This window comes from Kitasatospora terrestris (assembly GCF_039542905.1).
GTDB lineage: Bacteria > Actinomycetota > Actinomycetes > Streptomycetales > Streptomycetaceae > Kitasatospora > Kitasatospora terrestris.
The window spans coordinates 5,623,119-5,645,081 of sequence record NZ_BAABIS010000001.1 but is presented as its reverse complement, the minus strand read 5'-3'; the positions used below and the strand labels follow the sequence as shown (position 1 = coordinate 5,645,081).

The following is a 21,963-nucleotide window of genomic DNA, read 5'->3' as shown; positions in this document are numbered from 1 at the left end:
CGGCTGGTTTGCGAACAAGTCTCTCCATCTTGCACAAAGAAGGACACAAGGGGCGAAAATCTGGTTCTCTGCGGTCGATATATGTGAAGATGATCACCGTCCACTGATCGGAGGTCGGCCATTGGGGTGCGCGCTCTTGAGATTCCGGTGATTCGCGGGAGACTTGAGCGGCGAGCCGCCCCTCCGGATGCCACGAATGGAGTACTGTTCGTGGAGTCTGAGCCTTCGGCCACCTCTGTCGACCGCCCGTCGGACGGCGGCCCGGAAGCACGGGCGCGACGTCGACCTGCGACGTGGCAAACAGGCAACCGTGCCACAGCGGCGCGCCCGGGCGAAAGCCCGACACGCCGGGTAACTCTGCAAGGTTGTGGCCAGTCGCGGGCGGGCAGGCCACACTCAGTACGGGAGCAGCGACGCAGGTGACGTCGGCAGGCACCACCCGGGAGGTAACCGTGCCCGAACTGCGGGTTGTGGCCGTCAGCAACGACGGCACACGGCTGGTGCTCAAGGCTGCCGACTCCACGGAGTACACCCTTCCCATCGACGAGCGGCTGCGCGCCGCCGTCCGGGGCGACCGGCCGCGGCTCGGCCAGATCGAGATCGAGGTCGAGAGCCACCTCCGCCCCCGGGACATCCAGGCGCGGATACGAGCAGGCGCCTCGGCCGAGGAGGTCGCGCAGGCCGCCGGCATCTCGGTCGAGCGGGTGCGCCGCTTCGAGGGCCCGGTGCTGGCCGAGCGCGCCTTCATGGCGGAGCGGGCGCGGAAGACCGCGATCCGCCGGCACGGCGAGTCCACCGGCCCGCAGCTCGGCGAGGCGGTCGCGGAGCGGCTCGCGCTGCGCGGCGCCGAGAAGGACACCGAGCGTTGGGACTCCTGGCGCCGCGACGACGGCACCTGGGAGGTCATCCTGGCCTACCGCGCCGACGGCGAGGGCCGCAGCGCGAGCTGGTCGTACGACCCGCCCCGCCGGCTGGTCCAGCCGAACGACGACGAGGCGCGCGCGCTGATCGGCGAGAACGTGGAACGCGAGGAGGACTCCGTCTTCCCGTTCATCCCGCGGATCGCCAGGCTGCCCCAGGACCGCCCGGCCCGCCCGATGATCGAGCGGCCCTCGGCCGACCGGATCATGCAGACCCGGGAGGTCCGCGAGGCCCGCGAGGCGGTCGCCGCCTCCGGCGAGCGGGATTCGCTGACCAGCCTGCTCGACGTGGTGCCCTCGTACCGCGGCGAGCTGACCCCGGTCGGTCCGACGCTGGAGCCCGCCGCCGCGGAGGAGCCGGAGGAGGTCGAGGAGACCGCCGCCCCGGCCGCCAGCGTCGGTGCGGGGTCCGCGTACGCCGACATCCTGATGCCGCGTTCGGTGGCGCCGCACCGCGAGCGGCTGGTCGGCACCACCGACCGGCAGGCCGAGGCGGACGGCGTCCGCCCGGGCCGCCGGGCGACGGTGCCCAGCTGGGACGAGATCGTCTTCGGCAGCCGCCGCAAGAAGCCGGAGTAGTCCGGACCGGAGAACGGAGAGAGCGCACCGCCGTCGGCGGTGCGCTCTTCTGTCAACGCCCCAGCGCGCACCATTCGCTCCACGAGCCCGGGTAGAGGGCCGCGCCCGGGTGGCCGGCGATCTCCAGTGCGAGCAGCTCGTGCGAGGCGGTGACGCCGGAGCCGCAGTAGACGCCGACCCGCGTGCCCGGTGCGACGCCGAGCGCGGCGAAGCGGGCGGCCAGCTCGGCCGCGGGCCGGAACCGGCCGTCGGCGGTCAGGTTCTCCGTGGTGGGGGCGGAGACCGCGCCGGGGATGTGGCCGGCCCTGGGGTCGATCGGCTCGACCTCGCCGCGGTAGCGCTCGCCCGCGCGGGCGTCGAGCAGCAGCCCGGTGCGGGCGAGCTCGGCGGCACCGTCGGCGTCGACCGCGGGCAGCCCGCCGGGCACCACCTTGAAGTCGCCGTCGCCGTCGGCGGGCACCGCGGTGTCGAGCGGGCGGCCGGCGTCGCGCCAGGCCGCGAGTCCGCCGTCCAGGACGCGGACGTCGCCGTGCCCGGCCCAGCGCAGCAGCCACCAGGCGCGGGCGGCGGAGGTGGCCGGCCCGGCGTCGTAGACCACCACCGGCCGGTCGGCGGTGACGCCCGCGCGGCGCAGGGCGGCACCCAGCACCTCCGGGTCGGGCAGCGGGTGGCGGCCGGCGGCGCCGGGCGGGGCGGCGAGTTCCCGGTCGAGGTCGAGGTAGTGGGCGCCGGGGAGGTGTCCGGCGGCGTACTCCTCGGCGCCGGGCGGGCCGCCCAGCTGCCAGCGGATGTCCAGCAGGACCGGCGGGCGGTCGCTGTCGAGCGCGGCGGCGAGGTCGGCGGCCGAGATGATCGGCGAACTGGCGGAGGTCATGCAGCCATTGTGTCCATCCGGGTCCGCCCTTTGTACGGTCTTTGCCCGGCTCGCCGGTGCGGAGGGGCATGACACGCCGGGACGGGTGGAAGCATGCGGCTGGGACGGTCGGTCCCGCGGCGGCGGAGGTGGCGCCATGACGGCGGTGAAGGTGCGGCTGGCCCAGGGCATGCCCTGCTGGGTGAGCCTGACGACCGGCGACCTGGAGGGCGCGAAGGCGTTCTACGGGGCGCTGCTCGGCTGGGAGTTCACGCCCGGCCCGACGACGCTCGGCGCGTACGTGCGGGCCGTCTCGAACGGGCTGAAGGTCGCCGGGATCGGGGTCGCCCCGGAGGGGACGAGCCACCCGGTGGAGTGGACGACGTACTTCGCCGTGGACGACGCGGACGAGGTGTCGCAGCGGATCCGGGAGTGCGGCGGCACCGTCGCGGTGGGCCCGCTGCAGGCGGAGCGGGCCGGGCGGCTGGCCCTGGCGGCGGACCTGTCGGGGGCGGTGTTCGGCCTCTGGCAGGGCGAGGAGCACCTGGGCTGGGAGGTGGTCGGGGAGCCCGGCGCCCCGGCCTGGCACGAGCTGGTGACGGCGGACGAGGCCGCGGCGGCGCTGTTCTACCGGGCGGTGCTGGGGCGCGCGGTGGTGGAGTCGGAGCGGGAGGCGGTGGCCCGGGGCGAGGACGACGCCCGGCTGCTGGTCGGCGGCCGGCCGGTGGCCGGGATCCGGCACAGCTCCGACCCGCGGCAGGGACCCGCCCGCTGGCAGGTCCACTTCGCCGTGGCCGACGCCGACCTGACGGCCCATCGGGCCGGTGCGCTGGGCGGTCGGGCCCTGGTCGGCCCGTACGACACCCCGGACGGCCGGGTGGCCCGGCTGGCCGACCCGCAGGGCGGCCGCTTCTCGGTGGTGCAGCTGCCGTGAGCGCTCAGCCCTCGAAGGGCAGCACGTCCGGGGAGAGCACCGCGACCCGGGCGGTGGCGGCGGTGAGGCGGCGGCGGTGGTGGCGGCGGCAGAGCACCTCGTAGCCGATCTCGTCCTCGTTGACGGCGACGTCGCCGACCACGACCTGGGCACCCTCGACCACCATCACCCCGCCCACCGTGCGGGCGTTGTGGGTGGCCCGGGCGCCGCACCAGCACAGCGCCTCGACCTGCAGCACCTCGACCCGGTCGGCGAGCTCGATCAGCCGCTGCGAACCGGGGAACAGCTTGGTGCGGAAGTCGGTGGTGATGCCGAAGGTGAAGACGTCGATGGAGAGCTCGTCGACGACCCGGGCCAGCTGGTCGATCTGCCCGGCGGAGAAGAACTGGGCCTCGTCGCAGATCAGGTAGTCCACCCGGCCGCCGGCCGACAGCAGGTGCACCACGTACGCCTGGAAGTCGAAGTCGTCGCCGGCCTCCACGGCGTCCGCCCGCAGGCCGAGCCGGCTGGAGATGGTGGCCGCCCCGGCCCGGTCGTGGCGGGTGAAGATGATGCCCTTGCGGCCGCGCGCGGCGTGGTTGTGGTCCATCTGCAGGGCGAGCGTCGACTTGCCGCAGTCCATCGTGCCCGAGAAGAACACCAGTTCAGCCATGGGTAGCGCAGGAGCCTTTCAGGGGAAGGGGGTTCAGGCGCGGACTTCGAGCAGCGGGACGAGCTGCTCGACCGGGGTCATGGAGCCGTGCAGGCCGACCATCGAGGACTCCCCCGGCTCGCTCCGGGAGGCGATCACCGCGATGTCGTCCCGCGCGGCGGCGACCACGTCGCCGATCCGGTGGTACACCCGCTCGTCGACCACCGGGCCGAACCACCCGGCCGCTATCGCCTGGTCCCGGGTGGCCACCCACATCCGGTCGCCGAGCACCTCGCTCCAGACCGTGTGCACGTCCGCCTCCGCACCGGGCACCGCGTACACGTGCCGGGCGCGGCCCTCGCCGCCGAGCAGGGCGACGCCGGCGGACAGCTCCCAGTCCTCGTCGAAGTCGATCCGGTCCTCCGGCGCGATGTCGATCATGCCGTGGTCGGCGGTGACGTACAGCGCCGAACGCGGCGGCAGCTGCTCGGCGAGCCGCCGGGCCAGCCGGTCCACGGTGGACAGCATCAGCCGCCACTCGTCGGAGTCCACGCCGAAGCGGTGCCCGGCGCCGTCCAGCTCGCTGACGTACGTGTACACCAGCGCGCGGTCGTGGTCGGCCAGCCAGCGGGCCGCCAGGTCCATCCGCTCCTCGCCGGTGGTCCGGCCGAGGAAGGTCCCGCCGGACAGCGCGACCTGGGTCAGCGGCGTGGTGGAGAACAGCGGCGAGGAGACCTGCGCGGTCGCCACGCCCGCCGCGTGCACCTGCTCGAACACCGTCGGGTACGGCTGCCAGCTGCGCGGGTCCACCGGCGGCTGCCAACGCAGCTGGTTCATCAGGTGGCCGGCGCCCGGCACCGCCACCGTGTAGCCGGCCAGGCCGTGCACGCCCGGGGTCAGACCGGTGCCCACCGAGGCCAGCGAGGTCGCGGTGGTCGACGGGAACCCGGCGGTGATCGGCGCCGAGGCGGCCATCAGCGAGGTCAGGAACGGCGCCCAGTCCGGGTGCCGGCGCAGCAGCTCCCAGCCCATCCCGTCGACCAGGAAGACGCAGACCCGGTCGGCCGGCTCCAGCGGCAGCCCGCTGGAGAACCCGTCCACGCCCAGGCCCGCCGCCACCGCGGGCAGCAGGTCCGCGAGCGAGGCGCAGCCGTACTGCGGGGCCGGCGCGTCCGAGGGGTCGAGGATCTCGAAGGAGTCGTAGCCGAGGTGCATGCGGGCGGCTCAGACCCGGTTGGTCATGGTCGCCTCGGACAGCGCCCGGGCGAACACCAGCGCCTGCGACACCGTCTCCGGGCCGTCGCCGGCCTCGCTCACCCGCAGCGACAGGTCGTCCGCCGTCGCCGAACCGGTGTAGCCGTGGTCCGCCTCGCAGTTGGGGTCCGAGCAGCCGGCCGGCTCCAGGTCCAGGCGCTGCACCGCGCCCCACCCGATGGTCAGCACCACCTCGCGCGGCAGCGTGCCCGGGGTGTACGTCTCCGGGTTGGCCACCATCCGGCTCACCACCACCGAGTTGATCCGGTCCAGGCGCACCGACTCGGTCGAGGTCGTCGCGTACGGCACCGGGGTCGCCGCGTCGCCGTTCTGCTCGTCGGTGTGGCTCACCACGAAGCGGGACGGGGTCAGCACCAGCACGGTGACGTGCCGGCGCACCTCGTTGGCGTCGAAGGTGGTCTCCTGGTGCACCAGGTAGGAGGTGATCGGCTCGGCGCCCACCGCGGACTCAACCGCCTCGGACACCAGCGCCGGGTAGTAGCCGCTGCGCTCGATCGCGGACCGCAGGTCCTGCGTGGTGGTACCGGTCTTCGCCATAACTCCATCCTGGCATGTCCCGCCGACGTAGCGGGTCGCACTGCGCCGGGCGTTACCGGCGTTCCCGGAGGGGAACCACGCAAGGTTACAGGGTGCTCATGGCGCGCGGCCCCAGATCGGTGCGGACCGGCAGCGGAGCGATCCGCACCCGCGCGCCCAGGACGGCCAGCCCCCGCGGGGCCACCACCACCGGCTCCAGGTCCACCGAGGCGACCTCCGGCAGGTCGTCGACCAGCCGCGACACCCGCAGCAGCAGCTCCTCCAGCGCCCCCGTGTCCACCGGCGCCGCACCCCGCCAGCCGAACAGCAGCGGCGCCGCCCGCACCTCGCGGATCAGCTCCGCCACGTCCCGGTCGGTGGCCGGCACCAGACGGTGGGCCACGTCGCCCAGCAGCTCCGCCGGAGCGCCCGCCAGCCCGAACGACAGGATGGTGCCCACCGCCGGGTCCACCGCCGCGCCGATCACCGTGTCCACCCCGCGCGGCGCCAGCCGCTGCACCACCAGCCGGGCCTTGTCCGCCCCGCCCAGCAGCGCGTCCAGCTCCCGGAACGCCCGGCGCAGCCCCGGCTCGCCGGTCAGGTCCAGCCGCACGCTGCCCAGGTCCGGGCGGTGCCGCAGGTGCTCGGCCGTCGCCTTCAGCGCCACCGGGTAGCCCAGCGTCGCCGCCGCCCGCAGCGCGCTCTCCTCGTCCGGCGCGGACAGCACCGGACTCACCCGAATGCCGTAACGGGCGAGCAGCGCCACCGCCTCCGCGTCCGGCAGCGTCACCCGCGCCCCACCCGCCTGCAGCCGGGCCGCCACCGCCTCCCGGGTGGTGAGCGCGGCCTCCACCAGCACCCGGGCGCCGGTCTCGTCCACCCCCTCCAGCTCCGGGACCCGGGCCGTCTGCTCCGCCTCCGCCGAGCGGCGCCGCCACTGCGCGTACCCGACCGCGTCGGCCAGCGCGTGCACCGCCCGCTCCGGCGCCGGATAGGCCGGCACCCGGCCCGCCTTCAACCGCCCGGTCAGCCCGGACAGCGCCAGCTGCGTCACCAGCAGCGGCTTGCCCAGGTCACGGCCCAGCCCGGCGGCGTCCAGCAGCGCCAGGGCGATCTCCGGATCGTCCTCCACCGGTTCCCGGCCAGGCTCCCCGCCCCGCCCCTCGCCCCGCTCCGGCCCGCCGTGCGACGCCGGGTCCGGCGCCGCACCCTGCACGCCGATCGGCGGGATCGCCACCGCGATCACCGCGTCCACCGCCGGATCGCGCAGCGCCGTGTGCAGCGCCACCCGGAAGTTCTCCCCGGTCGCGCCGGTGGTCAGGTCCACCGGGCTGCGCGGCCGCAGGCCCGCCGACAGGCAGGCGTCGTACGTCAGCAGCCCGAGCGAGTCCGAATTGCCCACCACCGCCACCCGGTCCCCGGCCGGCAGCGGCTGGGTCGCCAGCAGCTCACCGGTGTCGAACAGCTCCGTGATGGTGTCCACCCGCACCACCCCGGCCTGCTGGAACAGCGCGTCCACCGTCGCGTCCCGCAGCCGGCTCGCGGCCGGCTGCACCGCGTGCCCCGGCGGGAGGCTCCCGGTGTGCCGCGCCCCCTTCAGCACCACCACCGGCTTCGCCGCCGCCAGCCGCCGCGCGATCCTGGTGAACTTCCGCGGATTGCCGAACGACTCCAGGTACAGCAGCACGACCTCGGTCGCCGCGTCCTCTTCCCAGTACTGCAGCATGTCGTTGCCCGAGACGTCCGCCCGGTTGCCCACCGAGGCGAACGACGACACCCCGAGGCCCCGGCGGTGCGCCGCCTCCAGCAGCGCCACCCCGATCGCCCCCGACTGGCAGAACACCCCGAACGGCCCGCGCTCCGGCAGCACCGGCGCCAGCGAGGCGTTCAACGGCCGCTCCGGATCCGTGTTGATCAGGCCGAAGGCGTTCGGGCCGATCACCCGCATCCCCGCCGCCCGCGCCTGCCGCACCAGCGCCCGCTGCCGGTCCCGCCCCTCCGGACCGGTCTCCGCGTACCCCGCCGACACCACCACCAGGCCCTGCACCCCGTGCGCCCCGCACTGCGCCACCGCCGCCGGCACCGCCGACTGCGGCACCGCCACCACCGCCAGGTCCACCGGCCCCGGAATGTCCAGCAGCGAACGGTACGTCGCCACCCCGTCCAGCAGCGTGCCCGGCTCGGCGTTGCGGTTCACCGCGTACACCGGGCCGCGGAACGCCGCCGCCAGGTCCCGCAGCAGCGCCCGGCCCACCGACTGCGCGCTGCGCGACACCCCCAGCACCGCCACCGAGCGCGGCGTCAGCAACCGCTGCACCGACCGCGCCTCGGCCCGGTGCTCGCGCGCCCGCATCACCGCCAGCGAGGCCGCCGTCGGCTCCAGGTCGAACTCCAGGTGCACCACGCCGTCCGCGAAGCTGCGCCGCTGGGTGTAGCCGGCGTCGGTGAAGACCTTCACCATCTTCCGGTTCTCCGGCAGCACCTCCGCGATGAACCGGCGGATCCCGCGTTCCTGCGCCACCGCCGCGATGTGTTCCAGCAGCGCGGACGCCACCCCGCGGCCCTGGTGCGCGTCCTGCACCAGGAACGCCACCTCGGCGTCGGTCCCGGTGGACGAGGGCCGGCCGTCCGCGTCGATCCGGTCGTAGCGGACCGTCGCGATGAACCGGTCGCGGACCACCACCGCCAGGCCGACCCGGTTGATGTAGTCGTGGTGCGTGAAGCGCCGCACGTCCTTGTCGGACAGCCGCGGGTAGGGCGCGAAGAAGCGGAAGTACTTGGACTGGTCCGAGACCTGCTCGTAGAACTCCACCAGCCGCTCCGCGTCGGCCTCGGTGATCGGCCGGATCCGGGCCGTGCCGCCGTCGCGCAGCAGGACGTCCGCCTCCCAGTGCTGCGGGTAGCTCTGCTCGTCGGCCGCGGGGGCGGTGTCATCCACGGTCGTCAGGTTAACCGTCGGCGAGCCGGATGGCGCCCGGCGTGCACGGGCGCCATGGTGGGAGCCGGGCCGGACCCGGCGGGAACCGGCCCGGACCTGGGCGGACGTTGGTCACCGATCGGTCCCGATTGCCGCCGCGCCGCGTCCTGAGCGGCGCGACCGCGTGAACGGCGTGCAACACTGGTCTAGACAACCTGCACCACCCTGCACCACCTGAAAGGCACGTCACATGGCAGAGCGCCGCGTCACCATCGGTTGGGCCGAGGGCCTGCACGCCCGTCCCGCCTCCATCTTCGTCCGCGCCGTGACCTCCACGGGCGTGCCCATCACCATCGCCAAGGAAGGCGGCAACCCGGTCAACGCCGGCTCCATGCTCGGCCTGCTCGGCCTCGGCGCCCAGGGCGGCGACACCGTCGTCCTCGCCTCCGACGCCGACAACGCCGACGTCGCCCTCGACCGCGTCGCCAAGCTCGTCCAGGAAGGCCTCGACGAGCTCCCCGCCGCCTGAGGCACCGCCTGCCCGGAGGGGTGCGCCGCACTGCGCGGCGCACCCCTTCCGCGCACCCGGACCACTGCGCGCCTCAGAACACCGACCAGCCCGTCGCCGTCGTCAACGCGTCCAGCGCCGCCACCCCCAGCACCGAATTGCCCGCCGCGTCCAACCCCGGGCCCCACACGCACACCGACCCCCGCCCCGGCAGCACCGCCAGCACCCCGCCGCCGACCCCGCTCTTCCCCGGCAGCCCCACCCGGTACGCGAAGTCCCCCGCCGCGTCGTACGTCCCGCAGGTCAGCATCACCGCGTTGATCCGCTTCGCCTCGCTGCGCGACAGCAGCCGCGAACCGTCCGCCCGCACCCCGTGCCGCGCCAGGAACAACCCCGCCAGCGCCAGGTCCCGGCAGGACGCGGCGATCGCGCAGTGCGCGTAGTAGTGCGCCAGCACGCTGCCCACCGGATTGCGCAGGTTCCCGAAGCTCGCCATGAAGTGCGCCAGCGCCGCGTTCCGGTGGCCGTGCCGCGCCTCCGAGGCCGCCACCGCGTCGTCCGTCCCCACCGCCGGGTTCCCCGACTCGGCGCGCAGGAAATCCCGCACCGCTCCCGCCGCGTCCCCCGTCAGCTCCAGCAGCCGGTCCGTGACCACCAGCGCCCCCGCGTTGATGAACGGATTGCGCGGGATCCCCTGCTCCGACTCCAGCTGCACCAGCGAATTGAACGGGTTGCCCGACGGCTCCCGCCCCACCCCGCCCCACAGCCCGTCCCCGCCCTCCGCCAGCGCGAGCGCGAGGCTGAACAGCTTCGACACCGACTGGATCGAGAACGGCACCTCCCACTCGCCCACCCCGAACACCGCGCCGTCCACCGTCGCCAGCGCCATCCCGAACGCCGACGGATCCGCCGCCGCCAGCGCCGGGATGTAATCCGCCGGCCGCCCCCGCGCCTCCCCCGCCAACGCCGTCGCCATCACGTCCCGCAGCAGCCGCCCGTACTCCACGTCCTGATCCACGCGGGCCATTGAACCGGACATTTCGACTTGAGCGAAAGCACCTCATCGGATGATCCGGCCCCGATCCCCGCCCGGCCGCCGAACACTCGCCGCAGGCTGGGCCCCATGGACGAGTTCACCCTCGAAGCGCCCGACCACGCCTACATGTTCGCCTTCCTCCAGGCCGACGGGCACCACTCCGCGAGCGACCGCAACCGCGGCCGCGTCAGCGTCGAGGTCTCCGCCCGGGACGCGCCGATCCTCGAAGCCTTCCAGCGGATCTGCCCGCACAACAGCAGCATCAAGTACCGCACCCGGGCCACCAACTTCGCCGCCGAACACGCCTCCGCGGCCTGGTCGGTCCATGCCCTCGAGTTCCGCGAACAGCTCCTCGACCTCGGACTCCCGATCGGCCGCAAGTCCGACTCCGTCACGCCGCCGACGGTCCCGTTCTCCACCCGCGACTACGTCCGGGGGCTCGTCGACGCCGATGGATCGGTCGGGCGGACCGGCGCAGGGCTTCCGTTCGTGAGCCTGACGACGAAGAGCGAACCGATCAAGCGCTTCTTCTGCGACTACGCCCAGCAGGTCACCGGGACACACCGGACGGTCAACCGCAACGCCCGGGACGACATCTACAACATCCTCTACACCTGCGAGGACGCCGTCGCCCTCGCCCGGGACCTCTACTACCCGGGCGCTCTCGCCCTCCCCCGCAAACTGTCCGCAGCGGCCCACGCGGCCGCATGGATCCGCCCTGCCGACCGGCCGAAGATCCACCAGCGCCGCTGGACCGCCCACGAACTCGACGTCCTCCGCGCGTGCCCCAGCGCCGAGGCGGCCGCGGCAGAACTCGGCCGCACCGTGCAGAGCTGCGCCATGCGCCGCTGGCGGATGTTCGGACCGCAAAGGGTCCGGACGCGCATCCCGCACGCCCGGGCCTGACCGATCAGCCCTTCACGCAGACGACCTGCTTGAGGTGGGCGACCACCTCGACCAGGTCGCGCTGCTGGTCCATGACCTTCTCGATGTTCTTGTACGCGCCCGGGATCTCGTCGACCACGCCGGAGTCCTTGCGGCACTCGACGCCGGCCGTCTGCGCCACCAGGTCCTGGGTGGTGAACCGCTTCTTCGCCGCGGTGCGGCTCATCTTGCGGCCCGCTCCGTGCGAGGCGGAGTTGAACGCGTCCTTGTTGCCGAGGCCGCGCACGATGTACGAGCCGGTGCCCATCGAGCCCGGGATGATCCCGTAGTCGCCGGAGCCGGCCCGGATCGCGCCCTTGCGGGTGACCAGCAGGTCGACGCCGTCGTACCGCTCCTCCGCCACGTAGTTGTGGTGGCAGGAGATCATCTCGTCGAAGACCACCTTCGCCTTCGGGAACTCACGGCGCACCACGTCCTGCATCAAGGCCATCATCATCGCCCGGTTGTGCTTCGCGTACTCCTGCGCCCAGAACAGGTCCTGCCGGTAAGCGGCCATCTGCGGGGTGTCCGCGATGAAGACCGCCAGGTCGCGGTCGACCAGGCCCTGGTTGTGCGGGAGCGAGCGCGCGACGCCCATGTGGTGCTCGGCCAGCTCCTTGCCGATGTTGCGCGATCCGGAGTGCAGCATCAGCCACACCACACCATTGGTATCTATACAAACTTCCGAGAAGTGGTTGCCCGATCCGAGGGTTCCCATCTGCTGCGCAGCCCGCTCCCGCCGCCACTTCACCTCCGGCGCGATGCCGTCGAAGCGGTCCCAGAAGTCGCTCCAGCCCGCCGCCCGGAAGCCGTGCAGGGTGCCCGGGTCGACCGGGTCGGTGTGGAGGCCGCGGCCGACCGGGATGGCCTGCTCGATCTTGGAGCGGAGGCGGGAGAGGTCGTCCGGGAGGTCCTTCGCGGTGAGGGACGTCCTGACCGCGGTCATGCCGCAGCCGATGTCGACGCCGACCGCCGCGGGGCAGACGGCGCCCTTCATGGCGATGACGGAGCCGACGGTGGCGCCCTTGCCCAGGTGGACGTCGGGCATCACGGCGAGGCCGTGCAGCCAGGGCAGGGAGCTGATGTTGCGCAGCTGCTGCATGGCCTGGCCCTCGACGGTGGCGGGGTCGGTCCACATCCGGATGGGGACCCGGATGCCGGGTACTTCGGTGTACGACATGGTGGTTCGACCTCCAAAGGTCGCTGATGACATGGTGCCGCACACACCGGTCCCGGTGCGGCTCGGGGAAGACTGGGGGCAGCGCTCAGGCTGCGCGACGGAGGAGCGACAGTCTCGGGGAGCATCGGACGTATGGCTCGACCCGCATGGTGACCGCCTCCTCTCGTGGTGTTCGGCCCGGCGCGTTGCGGGGCCGGGGACATTCACCCACGGGCGGCGGAGCACCGGCAAGGGATTAAACGACGGCGGGGCCCGACGGAGCACCAGCTCCGTCGGGCCCCGTCGGAGGTGCCTCAGTTGGCGATGACGGTGACGTCGCCGATGCCGAGGGCCTTGACGGGTTCGGCGATCACGGAGGCGTCGCCGACCAGCACGGTGACCAGGCGGTCGGGCGGGAAGGCGGCGACGACGGCGCGGGTGGCGGTCTCGGTGTCGAGTTCGGCGAGCTGCCGGTAGACCTCGGCCTGGTAGTTGTCGGGCAGGTACTGCTCGACCTGGTCGGCGAGGGTGGCGGCGACGGAGCCGGCGGTCTCGTACTTGAGCGGGGCGACGCCGACCAGGAACTGGACGGCCTCCTCGCGTTCGCCGTCGGTGAGGCCTTCGGCGGCGAGGGTGCGCAGGATGGTCCAGGTGTCGGCGAGGGCCGGGGCGGTGTTCCCGGTGTCCACGGAGCCGCTGATGGCGAGCAGCGCGCGGCCGCTGCCGTCGGCGGCCGAGCGCAGCGGCTGGGCGAAGGCCCGGACGCCGTAGGTGTAGCCCTTCTCCTCGCGCAGGACGCGGTCGAGGCGGGAGGTGAGGGTGCCGCCGAGGCAGTAGGTGCCGAGGATCTGGGCGGCCCAGGCGGGGTCGTGGCGGTCGGGGCCGATGCGGCCGATGAGGAGCTGGGTCTGGACGGAGCCGGGCCGGTCGACGATGACGACGCGCGGGGTGTCGTCGGCGGTGACGGGGGCGTGGGTGCTGGCTTCGGCGGGGGCCGCGGTCCAGGTGCCGAGGGTGGCTTCGAGCTGGGCGGTGAGGTCGATGCCGGTGAGGTCGCCGACGACGACGGCGGTGGTGGTGCTGGGGCGCAGGTGGGCCTGGTAGAAGGCGTGGACGGCGGCCCGGTCGATGGCCTTGACGGTGTCGGTCGAGCCGCTGCGGGGCCGGGAGAGCCGGTCGTCCTCGGCGAAGAGGGTGGCGTAGAAGGCTTTGGCGGCGCGCCGGGCGGGGTTGGCCTGCTCGTGGACGATCTCGTCGAGCCGGTTGGCGACGAGGCGTTCGATCTCGTCCTCGGGGAGGGCGGGGGCGCGCAGGGCGTCGCCGAGCAGGGTGAGGCCGCGTTCGAGGCGGGAGGCGGGGACTTCGAGGGAGACGCGGACGGCGGGGTGGTCGGCGTGGGCGTCGAGGGTGGCGCCGGCGCGCTCGAGTTCGCCGGCGAACTCCTCGGCGCTCAGGGTGTCGGTGCCTTCCGACAGGGCCCGGGCGAGGATGTTGGCGATGCCGTCGAGGCCTTCGGGTTCGGCGGCGAGCGGGGCGTCGAGGACGAGGTCGACGGCGACCAGCTGCTGGCCGGGGCGGTGGCAGTGCAGGACGGTGAGGCCGTTGGAGAGGGTGGTCCGCTCGGGGGCCGGGAACGCCCAGGGGGTGGGGGTGCCGGGCTGGGGCTGCGGGTGGAAGGTCATGGTGGGGGTGTAGTCGCCGGTCATGCGGCCGCCTCCTCCTCGTTCGCGTCGGTGGTGGTCGGTTCGTAGACCAGGACGGCCCGGTTGTCGGGGCGCAGCCGTGCGGCGGCGACGGCCTGGACTTCCTCGGCGGTGACGTCGAGGACCTTGGTGAGTGCGGTGTCGAGCAGCTTCGGGTCGCCGAACAGGACGGCGAAGCGGCAGAGTTCATCGGCGCGGCCGGCGACGGTGGTGAGCCGGTCGAGCCATTCGCGTTCGATCTGGGCCTGGGCGCGCTCGAGCTCTTCGGCGGTGGGGCCTTCGGCGGCGAAGCGGGCGAGCTCCTCGTCGACGGCGGCCTCGATCTGCTCGATGGTGGCGCCGGCGGAGGCCTTGACGTCGAGCCAGCCGAGGCTGGGGGCGCCGGCGAGGCGGAGCAGGCCGAATCCGGCGGCGACGGCGGTGCGGTCGCGGCGGACGAGGCGGTTGTAGAGGCGGCTGGATTCGCCGCTGCCGAGGATGGTGAGGGCGAGGTCGGCGGCGTCGGCCTGCCGGTTGCCGTCGTGGGGGAGGCGGTAGGCGGCCATCAGGGCGCGGCTGGGGACGTCCTCCTCGACGAGTTCGCGGATCTCCCGGCCGATGACGTCGGGGAGGGTGCCGTCGCGCGGGGGCTGCTTGCCGTCGTGGGCGGGGATGGTGCCGAAGTACTTCTCGACCCAGGCGATGGTCTGCTCGGGGTCGAGGTCGCCGACGATGGCGAGGACGGCGTTGTTGGGCGCGTAGTAGGTGCGGAAGAAGTTCCGCGCGTCCTCCAGGGTGGCCGCGTCGAGGTCGGCCATGGAGCCGATGGGGGTGTGGTGGTAGGGGTGCGGCTCGGGGAAGGAGAGCGCGGTGAGCTTCTCGAACGCGGTGCCGTAGGGGACGTTGTCGTAGCGCTGGCGGCGCTCGTTCTTGACGACGTCGCGCTGGTTCTCCATGGATTCGTCGTCGAGGGCGGCGAGCAGGGAGCCCATGCGGTCGGCTTCGAGCCAGAGGGCGAGTTCGAGCTGGTGGGCGGGCATGGTCTCGAAGTAGTTGGTGCGTTCGAAGCTGGTGGTGCCGTTGAGGGAGCCGCCGGCGCCCTGGACCAGTTCGAAGTGGCCGTTGTTGGAGACGTTGGCGGAGCCCTGGAACATCAGGTGCTCGAAGAGGTGGGCGAGACCGGTGCGGCCCTTCACCTCGTGCCGGGAGCCGACGTCGTACCAGAGGCAGACGGCGGTGACCGGGGTGAGGTGGTCCTCGGAGAGCACGACGCGCAGGCCGTTGGCGAGGCGGTGCTCGGTGATGGCGAGGCCTCGGGTGGAGGCGGGGGCCGGGTTGGCCATGCGGGGTCCTTCCCGTCTTCGTCGGTACGTCGGCAAGTCGGTACATCGGCAAGTCGGTGAATCCGGGGGGCTGATGTCGTTCCCCATTGTGGTGCAACGCGTGACGGCCCGGGTCGTGTCCCGCGCTGCGGGGGCGTTCGCCAGGGGCTGAAGCGGGTGCCCTGCGAAGCGCTGTCTGCGGGAGGGTCCACAATGGGGGCGATCGTCGTCGACGTCCGCAGATGCAAGGGAGCCCCGCCGCGATGGCCCGCCGCAGTTCGCCCACTCCGCCGCCCGGTGACTTCGAGGAGCGGATCCTCGATGTCGATGTCGTGGACGAGATGCAGGGCTCGTTCCTCGAGTACGCGTACTCGGTGATCTATTCGCGCGCCCTGCCGGACGCGCGGGACGGTCTGAAGCCGGTGCACCGGCGGATCCTGTACCAGGCCAACGAGATGGGCCTGCGGCCGGAGCGCGGGCACGTGAAGTGCGCGCGCCTGGTCGGCGAGGTGATGGGCCGGCTGCACCCGCACGGTGACGCGTCGATCTACGACGCGGTGGTGCGCATGGCGCAGCCGTTCTCGATGCGGCTGCCGCTGATCGACGGGCACGGGAACTTCGGTTCGCTGGGCAACGACGACCCGCCGGCGGCGATGCGGTACACCGAGTCGCGGTTGACGGCGGCGTCGATGTCGCTGGTGGAGTCGATCCACGAGGACACGGTGGACTTCGGTCCGAACTACGACGGCAGTGAGCAGGAGCCGCAGGTCCTGCCGTCGGCGTTCCCGAACCTGCTGGTGAACGGCGCGACGGGCATCGCGGTCGGCATGGCGACGAACATGCCGCCGCACAACCTGTCCGAGGTGGTGGCGGCGGCCCGGCACCTGATCAAGCACCCGGGCGCGGACCTGGACACGCTGATGCGGTTCGTGCCGGGTCCGGACCTGCCGACGGGTGGCCGGATCGTCGGCCTGTCGGGGATCCGGGACGCGTACGAGTCGGGCCGCGGCACGTTCAAGATCCGGGCGACCACCTCGATCGAGGACGTGACGGCGCGCCGCAAGGGCATCGTGGTCACGGAGCTGCCGTACACGGTGGGTCCGGAGAAGGTGATCGCGAAGATCAAGGACCTGGTCAACGCCAAGAAGCTGCAGGGCATCGCGGACGTCAAGGACCTGACGGACCGTGAGCACGGCCTGCGGCTGGTGATCGAGGTCAAGAACGGCTTCGTGCCCGAGGCGCTGCTGGAGCAGCTGTACAAGCTGACGCCGATGGAGGAGACCTTCGGCATCAACAACGTGGCGCTGGTGGACGGGCAGCCGCTGACGCTGGGCCTGAAGGAGCTGCTGGAGGTCTACGTCGACCACCGGTTCACGGTGGTGAAGCGGCGCTCGGACTTCCGCCGCCGCAAGCGGCAGGACCGGCTGCACCTGGTCGAGGGCCTGCTGGTGGCCCTGGTCGACATCGACGAGGTGATCGCGATCATCCGGTCGAGCGACGACGCGGGGCAGGCGAAGGAGCGGCTGATGGCCCGCTTCTCGCTGTCGGAGACGCAGACCGCGTACATCCTGGACACGCCGCTGCGCCGGCTGACCCGGTTCGACCGGGTGGAGCTGGAGGCGGAGCAGGCGAAGCTGCTGTCGGAGATCGCGGAGCTGACCGAGATCCTGGATTCGGACACCAAGCTGCGCAGCGTGGTGTCGTCGGAGCTGGGCCAGGTGGCGAAGCAGTTCGGTACCGAGCGGCGGACGGTGCTGCTGGAGGCGGGTGCGGCGCCGAGTGCGGCGCTGGCGGTGCCGCTGGAGGTGGCGGACGACCCGTGCCGGGTGCTGCTGTCCTCGACGGGTCTGCTGGCGCGGTCGGCGGACCTGGAGCCGCTGGAGGGCGAGGGCGGACGGGCGAAGCACGACGTGGTGGTGTCGGTGGTGGCGGCCTCCGCGCGGGCGGACGTCGGCGTGGTGACCACGGCGGGCCGGGTGCTGCGGCTGGCGGTGATCGACCTGCCGTCGCTGCCGCCGGGGACGTCGGCGCTGGCGGGCGGTGCGGCGGTGGGTGAGTTCCTGCGGCTGGACGACGGTGAGCGCGCCCTGGCCCTGACCACGCTGGACGAGTCCTCGCCGGGTCTGGCGCTGGGCACGGTGCAGGGCGTGGTGAAGCGGGTGGTGCCGGAGTGGCCGGCGAACAAGGACGAGTTCGAGGTGATCGCGCTCAAGGACGGCGACGAGGTCGTCGGCGCGGTGGAGCTGCGCTCGGGCGAGGAGGACCTGGTCTTCATCGCCTCGGACGCCCAGTTGCTGCGCTACCCGGCGTCGCAGGTCCGGCCGCAGGGCCGGCCGGCGGGCGGCATGGCGGGCATCAAGCTGGCGGACGGCCAGCGGGTGCTGTCGTTCACGGCGGTGGATCCGGCGGCGGACGCGGTGGTCGTGTCGGTGGCGGGGGCGTCGGGCACGCTGACGGGTGGCGAGCAGACCAGTTGGAAGGTGACGCCGTTCGAGCAGTACCCGCGCAAGGGCCGGGCGACCGGCGGTGTCCGCTGCCAGCGCTTCCTGCGCGGGGAGGACGGCCTGGTGTTCGCCTGGGCGGGTGCGGTGCCGGCGCTGGCGGCGACGGCGGCGGGTGCGCCGGTGGTGCTGCCGGAGCGCGATCCGCGCCGTGACGGTTCGGGTACGCCGGTGAAGGCGCCGATCGCCGCGATCGGGCAGCGGGTCTAGCCGACGGGCGGACCGGACAGGGAGCGTCCCCGCGCGGGGGCGCTCCCTGTCCGGTTCCTGAGGGTTCAGCCGAAGGCGGAGGCGATGCGGGCCGCGGACTCGCCGTCCTGCTGGGCGGGGAGACGGACGGGGGTGTCGTCGCCGAGCAGCCGGACGGTTCCGGCGAGTTCGGACAGCAGGGCGACGTAGTCGGGGAGTTCGGGCAGCGAGGGCGTGGTCAGCGACATCACCAGGAGGGACGAGGCCTCGGGGAGCGGGAGGTAGACGTCCACCTTGGCCATCGGGATCGCGGCGGCGCCGCCGGGCGGTGTCCATTCGACGCCGACGAAGGAGACGACGGCCGGGCCGGCCTCGACCTCGGTGCGGTGGACGTCGGCCGCGGGGTCGAGGGTGAGGACGTCCTGCAGGGTCCGGGCGATCGTTTCGGCGTCGGCCGGTTCGACCGTCTCGCTGCGGATGATCAGCGAGGCGCTGCTGACCCGGTCGTCCTCGGTGGCGACCATGCAGATCCCGGCGTAGGTGGCGCCGTCGGCGGCGGCCGCGTCGGCGATCCCCCCGTAGAGCTCCTGGGTGCTGCGGCGCTGGTGGTCGGTGCCGCCGCACCAGATCTCGGCCGAGATCTCCTCCAGGTGGGCGGCGCGTTCCTCGTCGGTGAGGTGCAGGCCGAGGTCGTGGAAGGCGACCGGGACGACGAAGTCGAATCCGGTCTCGGGCCGGGGCGCGGTCTCGGGCTGCGGGTCGGTCTCGGGCCGGGGCGCGGTCACGGGGCCGTCCTCCGTTCGGCGGCGGGGGCCAGGGTGATGCCGAACGGGCCCCCGGAGCGGGCGACGAGGCCGCGCGCGCCGGCGATGGTGTGGATCCGTTCGGTGGTCAGGCCCCGGTAGTCCTTCGGGGAGATGAGCAGGGTGTTGCCCTGGGAGCCGTACCGGAGGTAGGTCCAGCCGCCGGGTCCGGTGCCGCCCCGCTGGTGGCGGCGGTGGGCGCGGAGGGCGGCGTCGCACAGCCGGTTCATGTGCCGGTCCCAGCGGCGCTGGTCGGTGCCCCACTCGCGGGCGAACCTGCCCGGGCCGACCCACCGGGTCAGGGGCTTGAAGAGCACCCGGAGCACTTCGGCGTCGAAGGCGCCGTCGGTCAGCAGGTCGGAGGCGGCGATGAAGGGGACGGCGACCAGGCGCAGCAGCAGGTCCAGCGGGACGAGCAGCCACTGCAGGAGGAACCACAGGACCAGCCCGGTCCTGGACCGCGGTCCGGCGGACGGGGTGAGCGGCGGGTGCATCTAGTCCCCCCTGACTGCTGCGTAGACGTCGGTGGCGATGCCGGGCAGTTCGGCGGCGGCGAGCGGGCCGCGGGACCACCAGGACATCGGGTCGAGCGAGCCGTCGGCGCGGATCGCGGCCTTGAGGGACGGGATGTCGCGCAGGACGGGCAGTTGGGCGAGCTTGCTGGTCTTGAAGCCTTCGACCAGGGTCGCCTCGACGGTGGTGGCGACGTGGGTCTGCCAGGCGAGTTTCATCCGGTTGCCGAGGCCGGGCAGGGCCTTGAACTCGGTGACCAGGTCGCTGCCGCGGTCGGCGAGCTGCGTCACCCGGACGGCACTGCCGCGGGTGGCGTCGGCGATCCCGGTGATGATCTTGCTCTTGCCGACCTCGCGGACCATCTCGGTGCTGGAGCGGGCGCCGTTGACGACCTTGGGGACGAGTTTGGTGGTGACCTTGGCGCCGCCCTTGAGGGCGGTGCCGAAGAACTTGCCGGCGGGCAGGATGCCGAGGCCGTCGCCGACCAGGTCCAGCGCGCTGACGTTGGCCCCGCCGAGCTTCGCCATGCCGTGGGTGGCGAGCGCGCCGACCGACAGGACGCCGCCGGCGAGGGCGAGCGCACCGGCCAGCGGCGGGCACCAGGCGGTGACCAGGGCGGCGACGCCGAGGACGGTGGAGGCGATGGACAGCCAGTCGCCGATCTTCTTCAGCAGGTCGGCGTGTTTGGTGGCCCACTCCTTGATGGCGTGGCCGGCGCGCTTCAGGCCGTCCTTGAGACGGTCCCAGAGGCTGGTGTCCGGGGCGTTCTGGTTGGCCTTGCGGAGGGCCTTGGCGATCTTGGCGGCGGCGTCCTGGTGGTCCTCCTTGAGTTCCTTCGCGCGTCTGACGATGGCGTCGAAGGCGTCCTGGGCGTCCTCCAGGGCGCGCTTGGCGTCGTCGAGTTCGCCGCCGGCGGCGTCGAGTTCGCGCTGGGCGCCGTCGATCCGGGCCTGGGCCTCCCTCAGCTGGGCGTCGTCGGTGTAGAGGCGCCCGGCCAGGGCGAAGGCGGGCGAGTCGGCGGCCGTGTTGTAGCGGGTGCGGGCGCGGTCCTTGGCCTGTTCGCACTGCTCGCAGCGCTGCTTGGCGGCCTGCGCCTCGGACTCGTAGCGCCGGGCGGTGTCCTGGAAGGACGTCAGCTGGGCCTGCCAGGAGTCGAGTTGCCGGGCCGCCTCGCGGACGGCGTCGTCGCTGTCCCGGAGCAGTTTGGGCAGTTCGCCGACCTTCCCGGCGAAGGCCCGGGCGGCGTCGCCCTGCCAGCTGCTGCCGCGGGTGAGCGAGGAGAGGGTGCCGGAGGCGCGTTCCAGGGCGCCGGCGGCGGTGGTGAGCCGGCCGACCAGCGTCCCGACGTTGCCGGTGTTGCCGGGCGCGGGGTCGAACCCGAGGGTGGGGAACTCGGACGCGTCGCTCACGCCGCGCCTCCGGAGAAGGCGTCGCGCAGGGCCCGGTCGGTCTCCTGGTAGGCCTTCTTGGTGGCGGTGAGGCCCTCCTCGACCTGCCGGGTGCCGTCGGCGATCTTCTTGATCGCGTCGTCCCAGCTGTCGTGGAACTCGTCGCAGGCGTGGTCGAGCGCCGTGCTGCCGGTGGTCTTCGGGCCGGTGTCGCGCATCGCGTCCAGCGCGGTGCGCAGGTCTTCCTGGCTGCGGTGCAGGTCGGACAGCAGCCGGTCGAGGTCCCCGACCTGGACCGCGAAGTACGTTCCCAAGACTCCCCCATGGAATGGTCAACGTTCGGTAATGCCAGAGCATATCCGTGGGAACACCGACGAAGGCGCCGGGGCGCGGCGATCGCTAGGCTGGGCCGGGTGAGCACGTGTACGACGCTGTCGAGCGAACTGTCCGAGCCGCTGGCCGCCACCGCGGCGACCGCCCCGACCTGGCTGCTGGTCGAGCAGAGCGGGCCGTGGGGCGCGAAGGCGCTGACCGAGAGTCATCTGGAGACCGGGGTCGGGCGGGCGCTGGACGCGGCGGCGGCCGGCACCGGGGTGCGGGTGGCGCTGATCCGTCGGCCGGGGCGGCACGCGGACGCGACTCCGGGCGCCCGGCACGAGGTGGTCGTGGCGCACACCGCGCCGGGGCGCTCCTGGGTGCGGCGGCTGTCGGTCGCGGATCCGGCGGAGCTGCTGGCGCTGGACTTCGCGGCGCTGGGCGCGGGCGACCACGCCGGGTGCGGCTCCGACCACGTGGGCGGGCCGATCGCGCTGGTGTGCACCAACGGCCGCCGGGACCGCTGCTGCGCGCTGCTCGGCCGTCCGCTGGCGGCGGAGCTGGCGAGCGCCGGGCACAGCGAGGTGTGGGAGGTGACCCACCTGGGCGGGCACCGGTTCTCGCCGACCATGCTGGTGCTGCCGTACGGCTACGCCTACGGGCGGCTCTCGGCGACCGGCGCGAAGGAGGTGCTGGCGGCGACCGCGGCGGGGCACACGGTGCCGGAGTTCTCCCGCGGCCGGTCCTGCTGGGACCGGCCGGGCCAGGCCGCAGAGCACGCGGTCCGCGAGCTGACCGGCGAGACGGACGCCGAGGCGCTGACGCTCCGCCAGGCCGCGGACGGCGAGGGCTGGTCGGTCGAGGTGGAGCACGCCGACGGCCGCTCCTGGCGGGTCCGGGTGGCGCAGGGCGTCAGCGAGCCGGCCCGGCCGGAGAGCTGCGGAAAGGCGCCGGCCACCCCGTCCCGGATGGACGTGGTGGCCGTCGAACCGCGCTGA

At 73.4% G+C, this 21,963-nt stretch carries 19 protein-coding genes; 6 read left to right on the top strand and 13 right to left on the bottom strand.

Going from position 1 to position 21,963, the window contains the following annotated elements; genetic code table 11:
- Nucleotides 1-419 precede the first annotated feature (419 nt).
- Nucleotides 420-1,499 carry a septation protein SepH gene (sepH, locus tag ABEB06_RS25950; protein ID WP_345699295.1) on the top strand — a complete coding sequence of 360 codons (1,080 nt, stop codon included), beginning with the start codon at nt 420-422 and terminating at the stop codon, nt 1,497-1,499.
- Between the two features lie 52 nt (nt 1,500-1,551).
- On the opposite strand, the gene ABEB06_RS25945 is transcribed toward sepH, so the two are convergent.
- Nucleotides 1,552-2,373, bottom strand: coding sequence for a sulfurtransferase (locus ABEB06_RS25945; RefSeq protein WP_345699294.1), 822 nt, complete (start codon nt 2,371-2,373; stop codon nt 1,552-1,554).
- 136 nt (nt 2,374-2,509) lie between these two features.
- On the opposite strand from ABEB06_RS25945, the gene ABEB06_RS25940 reads away from it, so the two are divergent.
- The gene (locus ABEB06_RS25940; RefSeq protein WP_345699293.1) at nt 2,510-3,286 is read left to right on the top strand and encodes a VOC family protein; all 777 of its coding nucleotides are present in this window, start codon (nt 2,510-2,512) and stop codon (nt 3,284-3,286) included.
- A gap of 4 nt (nt 3,287-3,290) precedes the next feature.
- Here the strand turns inward: ABEB06_RS25940 and ABEB06_RS25935 are convergent, their stop codons facing one another.
- The 4 genes from ABEB06_RS25935 to ABEB06_RS25920 all read right to left on the bottom strand — a co-directional run bounded on the left by ABEB06_RS25935 (nt 3,291) and on the right by ABEB06_RS25920 (nt 8,646).
- Entirely contained in the window at nt 3,291-3,938 is a 648-nt protein-coding gene (locus ABEB06_RS25935) for a thymidine kinase (RefSeq protein WP_345699292.1), read from the bottom strand.
- 33 nt (nt 3,939-3,971) lie between these two features.
- The gene (locus ABEB06_RS25930; protein WP_345699291.1) at nt 3,972-5,132 is read right to left on the bottom strand and encodes an alkaline phosphatase family protein; all 1,161 of its coding nucleotides are present in this window, start codon (nt 5,130-5,132) and stop codon (nt 3,972-3,974) included.
- A 9-nt stretch (nt 5,133-5,141) separates the two neighbouring features.
- A complete protein-coding gene (locus ABEB06_RS25925) occupies nt 5,142-5,729 on the bottom strand; it encodes a DUF5998 family protein (RefSeq protein WP_345699290.1) in 588 nt (195 codons plus the stop codon).
- Nucleotides 5,730-5,814: 85 nt separating this feature from the next.
- A complete protein-coding gene (locus ABEB06_RS25920) occupies nt 5,815-8,646 on the bottom strand; it encodes a bifunctional acetate--CoA ligase family protein/GNAT family N-acetyltransferase (RefSeq protein ID WP_345699289.1) in 2,832 nt (943 codons plus the stop codon).
- Between the two features lie 229 nt (nt 8,647-8,875).
- Between ABEB06_RS25920 and ABEB06_RS25915 the strand changes: the two genes are divergently transcribed.
- Entirely contained in the window at nt 8,876-9,154 is a 279-nt protein-coding gene (locus ABEB06_RS25915) for an HPr family phosphocarrier protein (RefSeq protein ID WP_345699288.1), read from the top strand.
- Between the two features lie 73 nt (nt 9,155-9,227).
- Here the strand turns inward: ABEB06_RS25915 and ABEB06_RS25910 are convergent, their stop codons facing one another.
- Nucleotides 9,228-10,139 (bottom strand): glutaminase, encoded by a 912-nt coding sequence (locus ABEB06_RS25910; protein ID WP_345701991.1) that lies wholly within the window; start codon nt 10,137-10,139, stop codon nt 9,228-9,230.
- A 117-nt stretch (nt 10,140-10,256) separates the two neighbouring features.
- Here ABEB06_RS25910 and ABEB06_RS25905 point away from each other — a divergent pair, with 117 nt between their 5' ends.
- The gene (locus ABEB06_RS25905) at nt 10,257-11,075 is read left to right on the top strand and encodes an LAGLIDADG family homing endonuclease (protein ID WP_345699287.1); all 819 of its coding nucleotides are present in this window, start codon (nt 10,257-10,259) and stop codon (nt 11,073-11,075) included.
- A 4-nt stretch (nt 11,076-11,079) separates the two neighbouring features.
- On the opposite strand, the gene ABEB06_RS25900 is transcribed toward ABEB06_RS25905, so the two are convergent.
- The 3 genes from ABEB06_RS25900 to ABEB06_RS25890 all read right to left on the bottom strand — a co-directional run bounded on the left by ABEB06_RS25900 (nt 11,080) and on the right by ABEB06_RS25890 (nt 15,277).
- Complete coding sequence (locus tag ABEB06_RS25900; RefSeq protein ID WP_345699286.1) at nt 11,080-12,273, bottom strand: RtcB family protein; 1,194 nt, start codon at nt 12,271-12,273, stop codon at nt 11,080-11,082.
- Nucleotides 12,274-12,566: 293 nt separating this feature from the next.
- A complete protein-coding gene (locus tag ABEB06_RS25895; RefSeq protein ID WP_345699285.1) occupies nt 12,567-13,958 on the bottom strand; it encodes a M16 family metallopeptidase in 1,392 nt (463 codons plus the stop codon).
- Complete coding sequence (locus ABEB06_RS25890; RefSeq protein ID WP_345699284.1) at nt 13,955-15,277, bottom strand: M16 family metallopeptidase; 1,323 nt, start codon at nt 15,275-15,277, stop codon at nt 13,955-13,957. Before ABEB06_RS25890 ends, ABEB06_RS25895 begins: the two co-directional genes overlap by 4 nt.
- A gap of 242 nt (nt 15,278-15,519) precedes the next feature.
- Here ABEB06_RS25890 and ABEB06_RS25885 point away from each other — a divergent pair, with 242 nt between their 5' ends.
- Nucleotides 15,520-17,967, top strand: a complete 2,448-nt coding sequence (locus ABEB06_RS25885; protein WP_345699283.1) for a DNA gyrase/topoisomerase IV subunit A — start codon at nt 15,520-15,522, stop codon at nt 17,965-17,967.
- Nucleotides 17,968-18,032: 65 nt separating this feature from the next.
- Here ABEB06_RS25885 and ABEB06_RS25880 read toward each other — a convergent pair whose 3' ends face one another.
- From ABEB06_RS25880 to ABEB06_RS25865, 4 genes are read right to left on the bottom strand one after another with little or no spacing between them, the layout of a single operon-like run.
- A complete protein-coding gene (locus ABEB06_RS25880; RefSeq protein WP_345699282.1) occupies nt 18,033-18,731 on the bottom strand; it encodes a hypothetical protein in 699 nt (232 codons plus the stop codon).
- Complete coding sequence (locus ABEB06_RS25875) at nt 18,728-19,243, bottom strand: hypothetical protein (RefSeq protein ID WP_345699281.1); 516 nt, start codon at nt 19,241-19,243, stop codon at nt 18,728-18,730. The genes ABEB06_RS25880 and ABEB06_RS25875 overlap by 4 nt, the downstream gene beginning before the upstream one ends.
- Nucleotides 19,244-20,671, bottom strand: a complete 1,428-nt coding sequence (locus ABEB06_RS25870) for a putative T7SS-secreted protein (RefSeq protein WP_345699280.1) — start codon at nt 20,669-20,671, stop codon at nt 19,244-19,246.
- Nucleotides 20,668-20,964 (bottom strand): WXG100 family type VII secretion target, encoded by a 297-nt coding sequence (locus ABEB06_RS25865; RefSeq protein WP_345699279.1) that lies wholly within the window; start codon nt 20,962-20,964, stop codon nt 20,668-20,670. Before ABEB06_RS25865 ends, ABEB06_RS25870 begins: the two co-directional genes overlap by 4 nt.
- 99 nt (nt 20,965-21,063) lie before the next feature.
- On the opposite strand from ABEB06_RS25865, the gene ABEB06_RS25860 reads away from it, so the two are divergent.
- On the top strand, nt 21,064-21,963 hold the full coding sequence (locus ABEB06_RS25860; RefSeq protein ID WP_345699278.1) for a ferredoxin family protein: 900 nt from the start codon (nt 21,064-21,066) through the stop codon (nt 21,961-21,963).